Raw genomic sequence first — 13,151 nt, 5'->3', positions numbered from 1 at the left:
ATATGCAAAGGAGAAGGATTAACGAATGTCAACTTTCCTGTACAAATTGGGCAAATCAGCTTACACCAGACCATGGTATTTCATTGTCAGCTGGGTTGCGATCTTAGCCATTGTGCTCGCTATTCTCGGGGTCAACGGCATACATGTCAGCTCCGATATGAAAATTGAGGGGACAGAGTCGCAGAAGGTATTAGACCAGCTGTCCGAAGAGCTGCCCGAGGCTTCTGGCGGACAGGCCAGCATCGTATTTACGGCACCGCAGGGTGAGCGTCTGGATACGCCGGAGCGTCTGAGCTCCATTAGTAATGCTGTTAATGATGTATACAACCTTGAATATGTCATTAATCCCATCGAATTAGCTGCGCAAGCAGGCGCTTCAATGGCGGGCAGCACCCAAGGGAATACAACAGATCAGGAAGCCGCAGCAGCACAAGGGAATGCATCGGCACAAACAGCCACAGGAGAAGAGCCTCCCTACGGTCCACTTATGGTGAATGGTGCACCTGTCCCTGGCGTAATGCTTGCATCTGATGGCAGTGTTGCCCTATTCCAATTTCAATTCACTGTTCAACAAATGTCACTGCCTGAATGGGTTCCTGATTCCGTAATCGATGCTGTCATGACCACCCAGCAGACTGGAATTACCGCATTACCGAGTGATTCCCTATCGACTAAGCCTTCCATTGGCTCAACTGAGGCAATCGGTCTCGTCGTCGCTGCCGTTGTCCTCTTCATGACACTCGGTTCAGTTGTTGCTGCCGGCTTGCCGCTTCTGACCGCTCTAATGGGAGTTGGAATAAGCGTAGGCGGGGCTTATGCGTTCTCGAAGTTATTCCATATGACCGATCTTACGCCTGTTCTGGCACTTATGGTCGGGCTGGCTGTCGGGATCGACTACTCACTGTTCATCGTGAACCGTCAGCGCCGTATGATTCTCGATCAGGGACTTAACGCCCGGGAAGCAGCGAGCAGAGCGGTTGGTACCGCTGGAAGTGCGGTCTTCTTCGCTGGCTTAACCGTTATTATCGCCCTATGCGGCATGCTCGTGATCGGGATTGGCTTCTTGTCCGCGATGGCGCTTGTTGCCGCCTTGGCCGTCTTCGTCAATGTTCTGGTTGCCTTAACCCTATTGCCAGCAATGCTTGGTCTTGTAGGTGAACGCATCTGCTCCGCAAAAGCGCGTGCGAAGAATAGCAGCCAAGCTAACAAAACATCACATGGACTTGCGCAGCGCTGGGTAACGATGGTAGCAAAGGGCCGTTGGCTTGTTATCGCAGGTGTCATTATCATATTAGGCGCAGCGGCGCTTCCGGTCGCAAATATGGAGATGGGCATTCCTTCAGGTGCCACAGCGAACCTTGACACTGCTTCAAGACAGAGCTACGACGCTATCTCTGACGGATTCGGAGAAGGCTTCAATGGCCCGCTGCTTCTTGTCGCTGAGCCGAAGGGAGCCTCAGACACCATATCGATGGAGACACTAGGTCAACTGGTGCAGGAGCTCCAGCAACATGACAACGTCACGCTCGTCACACCGATGGGCCTAAACAAAACCGGTGATATGGCCATTATTAGTCTCATTCCGACAACAGGACCAACCGACACAGAGACCAAAGATTTAGTGCAGGAGCTTCGGGCTTCCGATTCAGGCCTTGCACTTACGAACGATATTACGATTGGTGTTACTGGATTCACTGCAATCAACATCGATATGTCATCGAAGCTGGCTGAAGTGTTCCCTCTTTACGTAGGCATTATCGTCATTCTGTCGATCGTTATTCTGCTGCTCGTATTCCGCTCGATCATCGTGCCGATCAAAGCGACAGTCGGCTTCCTTCTCAGCGTGCTCGCCACGTTCGGAATCACTACAGCTGTATACCAATGGGGATGGCTGCACTCCCTCTTCGGCTTCGACACTGGCGGACCGCTGCTCAGCTTTATGCCGATCATGGTTACCGGTATTCTCTACGGGCTGGCGATGGATTATCAGGTCTTCCTTGTCAGCTCTATGCGCGAATCTTACGTCCATGGTCATCATGGAACGGAGAGCGTCGTTCACGGATACAATCAGGCCAGCCGTGTTGTTGTAGCTGCTGCCGTGATCATGGTTTCCGTCTTCGCCGGCTTTATTTTCGCTCATGATATTATGATCAAACAGATCGGTTTTGCTCTAGCAATTGGTATCCTTATCGATGCCTTCATCGTCCGTATGGCACTCGTTCCAGCCGTCATGGCGGTCTTTGGGGACAAAGCTTGGTGGCTGCCAAAATGGCTTGATCGCATGCTTCCTAATCTGGATGTTGAAGGCGATAAGCTGCTTGCTGAGCTGAAGGTACAGGAAGAAGCAGCTGCAGCCACGGCGATACGTCGCCGCGCTTAGTGATTCCTGCCTTCTCATACTTAAACAGTCATAACAAAGACGGCTAACCAGATCTCTGGTTAGCCGTCTTTTCACTAAGGAGCTTGGACATTATGAAGTTCTGATGAGAGCCGGGTGAAGATTGCATGAATATTGACATTTACCGTTGCTTTAAATTCGAAATCGTTTTATAAAGAGGAGGAGAGCAAATTATGATTTGCTACTTCACTTGAACGAATGGGAGATGAACTTATGGACGGTACAGTTTCTGCGAACACCGGTAAATGTCCAGTCATGCATGGCAGCGCTACCAGTCACAAAGCTAATATTACCTCAAATAAAGATTGGTGGCCCAACCAGTTAAACTTAAATATTCTACATCAGCATGACAGAAAGTCCAATCCTATGGGAGAAGACTTTGATTACGCGGAACAATTCAAGAAGCTAGACTACCATGCTCTTAAGCAGGACCTTCGCGATCTAATGACCAACAGTCAAGAATGGTGGCCTGCCGACTATGGACATTATGGTCCCTTCTTTATCCGTATGGCTTGGCACTCCGCAGGTACATATCGTACAGGCGACGGTCGTGGCGGTGCTGGAAGCGGCACGCAGCGTTTTGCCCCGCTTAACAGCTGGCCCGACAACGGTAACCTTGATAAAGCCCGGCGGCTGCTATGGCCGATCAAACAAAAGTATGGCAACAAAATCTCTTGGGCAGACTTGCTTGTTCTAACAGGTAATGTTGCCATTGAATCAATGGGCGGCAAGACGTTTGGCTTTGGCGGAGGACGTCCCGATGTATGGCATCCGGAAGAAGACATCTACTGGGGCAGTGAAAAAGAATGGCTCGGCGATACGCGTTACACAGGTGATCGAGAGCTTGAGAATCCGCTTGCTGCCGTACAGATGGGTCTTATCTATGTCAACCCAGAAGGTCCTAACGGTACTCCGGACCCGCTTGGTAGTGGTCGTGACATTCGTGAAACCTTCGCAAGAATGGGAATGAACGATGAAGAAACCGTTGCGCTAGTGGCTGGCGGCCATACGTTCGGCAAGGCACACGGTGCAGGCGATGCGGCTCTTGTAGGTCCCGATCCTGAGGCGGCTCCTATGGAGGCACAAGGCCTGGGTTGGCTAAGCACGCACGGCTCCGGCTTAGGTCGTGACACCATTACTAGTGGTGTTGAAGGCGCATGGACTGCTAATCCGACACAATGGGATAATGGCTTCTTCGATATGCTGTTCGGCTATGAATGGGAGCTTACGAAGAGCCCGGCGGGAGCACATATATGGGCTGCTATAGATCCTGCTGAAGAGCATCTTGCACCGGATGCAGAGGATGCATCCGAGCGTGTTCCGACGATGATGACCACCGCGGATATGGCACTGCGCATGGATCCAGCATACGAAAAGATTTCTCGTCGTTTCCATGCGAATCCTGAAGAGTTCGCCGATGTATTTGCTCGTGCATGGTTCAAGCTAACACATCGTGATATGGGGCCTCGCGCAAGATACCTTGGACCGGAAGTGCCAGCTGAAGTTCTTATTTGGCAAGATGCTGTACCAGCTGCGGATTATGTTCTAACAGATGCGGAAGTTGAAGAGCTCAAAGGAAAGATTCTAGATTCGGGACTCACCGTCAGCGAGCTGGTAACAACCGCCTGGGCCTCAGCCAGCACCTTCCGTGGCTCCGATATGCGCGGCGGCGCTAATGGTTCCCGCATTCGTCTTGCTCCACAGAAGGATTGGGAAGTGAATCAACCGGAGCAGCTTGCAAATGTACTGTCTATACTGGAAGGCATTCAGGACGATCTAGACAAGAATGTCAGCATAGCCGATTTGATTGTACTAGGCGGTAATGCTGCGGTCGAAAAAGCTGCACGGGATGCAGGCTTCCATGTAACAGTTCCTTATACTCTTGGACGCGGCGATGCAACGGAGGAGCAGACCGACGTAGACAGCTTTGCCGTACTGGAGCCTGCTGCAGATGGCTTCCGCAACTATCAGAAGAAGCAATATAGCGTTAGCCCAGAAGAGCTCCTGATAGACAAGGCACAACTGCTAACCCTAACAGCACCGGAATTGACTGCGCTTGTTGGCGGCATGAGGGTTCTAGGCACGAACTACGGTGGCACTAAGCACGGCGTATTCACGGATCGTGTAGGCACGCTCACTAACGACTTCTTCGTTAACTTGCTTGATATGAATATCGCATGGAAGCCTGTAGACAGAAGCGTATACGAAGGACGCGATCGTAAGAAAGGTGAAGTCGTACGTACTGCAACTAGAGTTGACCTCGTATTCGGTTCGAACTCTGTTCTACGTTCTATTGCAGAGGTATATGCTCAAGACGATAACAAAGAGAAGTTTGTACGTGACTTTATAGCCGCTTGGGCAAAAGTCATGAATGCTGACCGTTTCGATCTTAAATAGAATGGATACCGATCTAAGGAACTTATATTGAACATTTATATTCGTTGAATAGAAAAAGGGCCATCCCCAGTCATTTGCAATGACTTTGGGGATGGCCCTTTTCATTTGCCTCACATCATAGAGTCAACTCTATTGAATGAAGGCATTATTCACGATTAATCTTTGGAGCATTACTGCGATTTCTGCTCTGGTCGCCTTGCCCTGTGGGTCAAAATTACCGTTGGTTTTTCCGTTGATGATTCCCGCATTCGCCATAGTGGCTACACTGTCTTGAGCCCAAGAACTAATCTGAGCAGCATCGGCAAACTCGATTGTGCTTGTATCCGAGATCTGCCAATTCGCATACGTAAGGAATTGATCAATCATGACGGCCAGCTGCTCACGAGTTACCGCTTCGTCAGGAGCGAAACGTCCATTGCCCATCCCGCTTACGATGCCGTTGCTTGCAGCCCATTCCACATAAGCAGCGTAATAGCTGTCGGGATTAACATCAGTAAAGCTTGATGATGTGTTGCTTGAACCATCTACTCCCCACAATCTTCCAAGAACGGTAATCACCATTCCCCTGGTCATAGCTAGCTCAGGACTGAATGTATTGTCGTCCGTGCCTGTGAATAGTCCACTCGTAGTCACAAACGCAATAGCTTCCTCCGCCCAGTGACCGGATATATCCGTGAAGCTGTGGACGGCAGACAGTAATTCCGATGTCAGCACATAATCCGAGAAGTGGGTTTGTTCAACAGCCACGAAGCCCTCTTCATCGACAGTCGTGCTTTGAATAAATTCAAGCTTGTTGGTTTTCTCATTGTAATAATAGTAGTGCAGAGTCTGTCCGCTGTAGTTCAACCCAACGAATAGTTTAATGTCGGCTGCTCCAGGAAGCGCTCCACTATGTCCGTAACTTACAGTAAGAACGGCATGCTCGCCTGCCTGTTCCTTCATCTCGCTGCTCCCGCCATTGAAAGAAACGCTGAAGTCATAGTCCTTCTCATCTGTAAGAGGACTCATAGCTCCCGCTGCGAAGGTAATGGAATAATTGTCCCCGCTCAGGACAACATCCTTATCTTTGTTCAGCTCGATCAGCTCCGCCATCTGAGTTCCGGATACCTGATACCTCGTTCCGGTTAACTTCACATGAACGGATTCTGCTCCTGTCGTAATCTCTTCAGCCTGAACATATCCGTTATCGTTCGAGCTGCCTCCATCTGACCCACCGCTTGATTGACCGGATCTCTTCTTCCACTGGGCATAGACGGTCAGATCCGAGGTGACATTGGTTGCCGCTGTAAAGCTCATCCCGCTTCCATTCGCTTCCGTGTTCCAGCCTTCGAAGGTATACCCCGTTCTGGACGGAGCTGCTGGAAGCTCACCTACCATTTCGTTAGCTTTCACCGTAATCGATACCGGACTAGTCCCGGTATCTCCGCCATTACTATTGAAAGTGACGGTGTAGGTAACAGCCATTGCGTTAAGAACAAGATCAACAGCTGCTGTGGCTTGATTCGCGGTAACGTGAATATCTTCTACACTGTCGCTCTCATAGCCATCTTTGCTAGCTGTAACGGTATAGCCGTTTCCTTCCGGAACTCCGGCTATCGTGTAGGTTCCGTCAGCTCCTGTTACAGCCCTATACACAGAACCAGTTACTGTCACGCTGACAATAGCTCCCTCAATGAGATGAACACCGTCCGTAACCGTTCCTGTAATGCTGCCGGTTTGGCCTGAGGATGGGATGGCTTGCAGAGCAAAATCCACTCCTGCAGTCGTTTCATCAGCTGCTACAGTCACATTGTTCACGTTGGCGCTCTCATAGCCGCTTTTGCTCGCCGTTACCGTATAACCGACTCCTTCTGGAACTTCGGTTATCGTATAGGTTCCCTCAGCTCCTGTTACGGCCATATACACAGATCCCGTGACCGTCACGCTTACAACGGCTCCTTCAATCGGATTCGTGCCGTCCATAACGGTTCCCGCGATACTGCCGGTCGTTACGCCAGCTTGCTCCGGAATCCATTGCGCGTAGACGGTAAGATCTTGGAATACTTCTGTAGCTGCTGTGAACCATTCGCCAGTTCCGTCAGACGCTGTATTCCATCCGACAAAATCATAGCCTAATCTTGCTGGAGCCGCCGGCAATTCACCAGCACTCTCGCCATCCATAACAAGGATTACAGCAGGATCTGGTGCTGTATCCCCGCCATTCTGATCGAAATGAACCGTCCAAATAATGGCCGTCAGTGTTATATCTGTATTCACAGTGGCTTCATCAGCTGCTACCGATACATCAGCCGCTATACCGGGCGTATATCCGGCTTTGCTAGCCGTTACCGAATATGCTTCCCCTACAGGCACTTGGCTTATCTTATAGCTGCCATCAGCGGCAGTATTAGCTGAATACTCTTTCCCGTTAACGGTCAGGCTTACCACTGCATCCGCAATCGGAGCTTCTCCATCTGTTACCGTTCCGGCAATCGAACCGTACTCTGCAAGCTCCTCCCCAGCTTCAGCCTCGATCTCGTCTTGGCTTAGCGCTCTGGAGTAGATTCGGAAGTCCGACACTTTTCCTTTGAAGTACTTATCGCCGGAATAAGTCGGTCTGCCGATATAGTTCGCAATGGTCGATTCCATATCTTCCGGCGTTAGAGTTAAGCCGGTGTTCTGGCCGACTTGAACGCCATCCTCGTATAACGTTGCCGTCGTGCCAGAAATGGTATACGCGATATGCTTCCACACGCCCCTGTCAAGCGCCGAGCCTTTGGTAACGGTCTGTTCATTCGGATACCAGTTCTCCGTAATGGATGCTCTTAATCTTCCGGATGAATCCTCAAGAAGTCCCAAATAGTTGGTTCCACTAACAGCCGCCGCATCAGATGCAAAAGAGTACAGCCATGCTGGACGGGCTAGCGATTCATCCATTTTCAAGCTCATCGAGATCGTAATGTCCGTCAACCTGGACAATATGCCGTTAGGCATCTGTACAAAGTCATTCGTACCGTCAAATTCTACTGATCCACCGTGCTCATTGGACAGCACAGCTCCACCGCCTAGCGTAGCGTCATAACCATTGCCCGTTACGTCGGAGACGGCGGTGCCGTCCACGCTGTCCGTATCAAAGCTGTAACGGAGAAGCAAATCAGTCCACTGTGCATACAGCACCAGATCCTTATCGATCACGGTCTCTGCTGCAGCTGGTGCTCCGCTGCCATCCTGCTCCGTATTCCAGCCCGCGAACACATAACCGGCTCTGGTCGGCTCTGCAAGAATGGAGCCTAAGATGCCTCCCTCGACAATCGACTTCGAGGTTGGATTCGCTTCGGTATCCCCACCATTCTTATCGAAAGTAACGGTGTAATAAGTGGAGGACAAAGGACTTAGAACAAGAGAGCCGTCCGTTGTCTTATTCGATGCTACACTTACATCCGTTAAGCTGCCGCTGTTGTAGCCCGGCTTGGATGCGGCTAGCGAATAACCGGTTCCAGCCGGTACATCGCTAATGGTATAGCTTCCATCCATAGCCGTCGTTGCCTCATACTGCTCTCCATCCGCAGTTAGGCTTACCGCAACGCCATCCAGTGGATTTGTACCGTCGGTGATGGTTCCGGTGACTGTTCCGATCTTTTGATAAAAGCTGAAACGCTCGTCAAAGTTCATGTCTACCGTAAACTCTTCTGTGCTTCCAGTCAGATTCTTCAGATCAAAGATCGTCCGTTCAGCTTCCGGCAGGATTTCCACCCAAGGCGAATAAGTTCTGAAGTTCAATTGATCATTCGCCTCATCAACTTCCATTAAACGAAGCCAGCCGTTGCCTCCATGGTAGAAGGATTGATAGTCAACCAGCATTTCGATGACATCGTTCCCACTCGCATTTTGCACAATTCGGTAGTCGGTGCCATGATGATGTCCAGCTATCGACATGAATACCTGATCCTGATCTTTAACCAGATTGTCAAAGAGTGATTGACCGTTCCCGCTGTAGCCGAGCGAGCCGTCGCCCCCTACTTGCAGGATTTCATGTGACAGAACAATAGTAGGGATCGTGCTGTTCGCTTCCAATACCCCTTTGGCCCATTCCAGATCGGTACGGAAAACCTCTCTATCAATCGACAAGACCATATACTTGTAGCTGCCGCTCTCAAAAATGACATACGAGCTGTAGCCGCTAGGCGAGCCGCCATGCCAATAGTCCTTGTCGGCAAATCGGCTTGCCCCGAATAGATTCAAATACGTATAAGGATTGCTGCCTCCCACATCGTGGTTGCCTCGTGTAACAATATAAGGCGCTCCCGCTTCATCCAGCACATCATAGCCCTTGTCGGCAGCTGTCCATTCCTGCGCTACCCATGGCTGATCCACGAGATCTCCTAAGGATACCGACATATTAATGTTGTAATCCTTATAGTGATCGGCAATCCACTGCATTTGCTCATAGAAGATTTCAGGCTGGTATCTGACTTCTTTCTGCGTATCAGGAATGAACGCAATGGTATACGTTTCATCATTACTGACAACAGGTGCATCATCATTGTTGCCTTCAATGATTCCATCCGTATCATATTCCTGAAGCAGCCACTCCTCTTGCTCCAGACCACTTGCCGTAATTTTGATTTCTTGAATCGTTCCTGCAAACAATCCATCTAGCGAGCCGTCGTATTCGGAAGCTCCGACATTCCACCCTTTACCTGCTACGGCTTCAATACCGTTCATGACCTCCGAAGGGTTTCTGAAATCGGTCACACCATCAATGTACAGCTTCGTATGCGAGCCGTCATTCACAATAGCGGTATGATACCAATTGTCGGGGCTGTCCAATGAGAAGGACCATGCCGGTGGATTATTATTCAGATTAACAGGGTAGCTCGACCACTGCAGCTCTGCCAGATTAGAGAGTGACAGGGTAGTAAGAACCTCGCGTTCACCACCTGTTTTCCCAGCTTCGGCTCCTGTACCTTGTCTAGTCAATATACCCGACCATGCATTCTTATCGGCTGTAAAGCCGTCCGGCACTTTAAAGACAACTTCGATCGTATAGCCGTCCGTAAACTCTTCGCTGTTCATAAGCGCATCTTCGACGGTTTTAAAATACTTGCCGACTGGCGCTCCACGGTAATTGTGGAACACAAGACTGTTGCCGTCCTCGGACCACTCCAGCATCTCGGAAGCTTCCGCACTCAGTCCGTCACCTGTCGTTACAAGTGTCAGATCGTTGCCTAATCCGGACAGATCACCAATCCGCAGGTCGCCGTCCTCCATCGAACCCGAAATGACGTTATCTTCACTGAATGTCCAGTGCGCAATAACCGGCTTCTGCGACAGCACCACCAGATCGAACGTTCTGGTCGTCGATGCGTCGTTCATCGTTACCGTCGCCGTTAATGTTACCTTTCCATTATCGGCACCTGCTGGACGATGTACCGTACCATTCGCTTCAATCAGAGAAGCATTGCTTGTCTGCCAGGTGATCACCGAGCCGCTCTCACCTACAGCAGGCAAGCTGAGCGTCTCGGACGATACAATCTCTGTTCCAAGACTTAAGCCCAAGGCGTCAAGCGCTGCTGCTTCCGCATCTCCCGTTCCTAGAACGGTTACTACGAATGTCTTCTTACCCGTCTCCGAGCCCTTCGTAATGGTTGCCGCCAGCGTTGCCGTCACTGTCTCAGCCTGACGTGTCACCGTACCGGATGTGCTTAACAGAGCTGTATTGCTGGATTCCCAGCTGATCACACTTCCATTGCTGCCCGCTGTCGGAAGCGTCAGATCAGCAGTTACCGCACTCGTGTCTCCCAGATCTAGTTCAGCTGAATCATTAGCCACAGCCACAACATCAGCCTCTTCCACGGCCGCAGCTGTAATTTCTGCTTGGCTTAGCGCTCTGGAGTAAATACGGAAATCGGATACTGCGCCTTTGAAGTACTTATCTCCCGAATACGCCGGTCTGCCGATGTAGTTGGCAACGGTAGCTTCCATATCCTCTGGCGATAATCGCAAGCTTGTATTTTGCGCGACCTGGACGCCATCCTCATACAACGTACCCGTCGTGCCGGATATGGACAAGGCGATGTTTTTCCAGACATTTTTGCCTAGCGCCGATCCTTTGGATATAGTCTGTTCACCGGACCACCAGTTGTCTGTAATCGAAGCTCTGAACCTGCCGGATGAGTCCTCAAGCAGTCCCATATAGTTCGTTCCACTGACCGCATTGGCATCAGATGCAAATGTAACGAGCCAAGCCGGACGTGCAAACGTTGCATCCAGATTAACACTCATGGTGATCGTCATATCGGTTATTCCCGACAGAAGACCGTCCGGCATCCGTACATAATCGTTCGAGCCGTCCAGCTTCACCGCTCCGCCATGCTCATCGCTCACAGCGGCTCCACCGCCAAGTGTGCCGTTATGGCCGTTCCCCGAAGCGTCAGGAACCGTCGTGCCATTAGCTGCATTATGGTCGAATTTGTACCATAGCATCATATCGCTTGTCGTTTGCGCACTAACCGTTACCTCGAACTCAGCCGATTCACTAACAGCGCCTCTTGTAGCTGTCGCTGTAATCGTTGCCTTTGCATCCGGCCCACCGATAGCAGGACGGGTGACAGTCGCATTGCCGCCTGCTATGTCCACGACGCTTGGATTCGAAGAGGACCACGCGATAGTCGCGCCATGCTCGCTCTCCAGCGGCAGAGTGAAGTTAGATATCACCGGCTCCGTCTGGATCGAAAGGCTGGCAAGAGCATCCTCAACCGCTTGAATGTCGGTATACGCTACATCGACAAAAATCGGATTGGAATAAAACCATAAGTCTGAAAAATTGCGCTCGTTAATTTCAGTAAAACGCGTTTCATTGTCCGCCGTTGTATTCTTCGTATCAATAAGCGGCTCGCCATTGCTTGTTTCTCCAGGAACGTCAGTACCCAGATTCGTGCCTCTTAGACGGAAATACTGATTTTTACTGGCCGATTCTACGGTATAAGTAATCGTATGATAGCCTTCGCCATCGGTCGTCCAGTCTTCGCTTGTGAACCGTTTCAGCACTTGGGCGGAATCATTCGTAGCCTTGCTGTATTCTTCCGTTCCTGGCTGCGCTATTCCCGTTACATTGCCGGAGATCAGATCGACGTGGTCAACCTGTACCGGATCGCCGTTGTTATTTAATTCCGGACTTTTGAACCGAATCGTAATTTGCAGATCTTCACCTTTGGCTGCTTGCAGCTCCTCGCCCATTGTCGCGGCATTGCCTACATTCGCAATTTGGAAATCCAAAGCGTTAATAAGATCCCCATGTACAGAGAAGGACTGACCGGAACGCATGCCGTCCACGATTGCCTTCATGCCTGATCCGTTGACCCATGTGTAATTTTTAGCATATTGACCGGGATAATAACCGCTGGAGTATTTGCGGTCGCTGCTAATGTTGAAATGAAAGTCAGAGTTGGCAAAGTTCCAGAACCTGCGTCCTTCACCTAGCAGCGCATCCCACACTCCTCCAACCTTAGCAACCATAATGTCCGCCCCGCCGTAAATCTCCGTTGTTTCGCCGCGGTCTGGAGCCATCTGGTTGCCCGGCATACCCTCGAAGCCAAAGGCAACGTTCGGAGCAGTATTATGTATATTACGAATATCCTCAATATTCAGCTGGCTTGATGTTCCGTTCTTTCTGGAAGGATGATTAAGCAGCGCATAGCTGTCAGGATAATGATCGGACAGCCATTGAATGGCAGTCAATGTGTCTGCCTTTGTCGAATATGCTCTGCTGTCTTGCGCGTCCCAGACGGCTACATCCGCCGCATCGAACAAGCCAGCATCGCGGTTAGAAAATAAATATTCAAACTGTTCATTAGCCTTAAGTGCCTCTTCCGAACCGGGATTATCCGTCACGATACCTACTGCGGTATGATCATAGCCAGGCATGTCCCATTCAAAGCCGTTAAATATCGTTTTGCCTTCATATTTTCCGGCAGCCTGCAGCTGTTGAATCTTCGGAGCTTGGTAACGCGCAATCCCTTGCGACATAGGAATAGAGCTTGGCAGACGAGTGCCTGTATCGTCACGGCTAGACATCCGCAAATGATCTGTCGTCGCGACCCAATCTAATCCATACTCGTCTAGCGCGGTATCCAGCACTTCCTCAAGCGGCCCGTGCGCATCATCGGACTGAATCGTATGGAAATGATAATCTCCAGTCATCCATCTTCCTTCTGTATCCTCTGCCCCATAAGCGATTGGTACAGACGCCATAGGGTGAATGAGACTTGTGGTTAGCAGCACAAAAGACAATGAAACAGTAATCATTTTTTTAAACACGCATGATCCTCCTGTGACTGAGAAATTAGATATTTTTCCTTCAATGACGTCAACCGAC

Annotated in this window: 3 protein-coding genes; 2 read left to right on the top strand and 1 reads right to left on the bottom strand. The window is 50.4% G+C overall.

Going from position 1 to position 13,151, the window contains the following annotated elements; all coding sequences use genetic code 11:
- Positions 1–25: 25 nt before the first annotated feature.
- Together AC6ESP_RS01325 and katG are read left to right on the top strand one after the other, a co-directional pair.
- Complete coding sequence (locus tag AC6ESP_RS01325) at positions 26–2,380, top strand: MMPL family transporter (protein WP_497094858.1); 2,355 nt, start codon at positions 26–28, stop codon at positions 2,378–2,380.
- Positions 2,381–2,611: 231 nt separating this feature from the next.
- Positions 2,612–4,795 (top strand): catalase/peroxidase HPI, encoded by a 2,184-nt coding sequence (gene katG, locus AC6ESP_RS01320; protein WP_497094857.1) that lies wholly within the window; start codon positions 2,612–2,614, stop codon positions 4,793–4,795.
- A gap of 129 nt (positions 4,796–4,924) precedes the next feature.
- On the opposite strand, the gene AC6ESP_RS01315 is transcribed toward katG, so the two are convergent.
- A complete protein-coding gene (locus AC6ESP_RS01315) occupies positions 4,925–13,093 on the bottom strand; it encodes an immunoglobulin-like domain-containing protein (protein WP_497094856.1) in 8,169 nt (2,722 codons plus the stop codon).
- Positions 13,094–13,151 lie beyond the last annotated feature (58 nt).

It is taken from the genome of Paenibacillus xinjiangensis (genome assembly GCF_059686975.1).
Note: the sequence above shows the minus strand (reverse complement) of the source record. Positions and strands in the feature narration are given on the sequence as shown.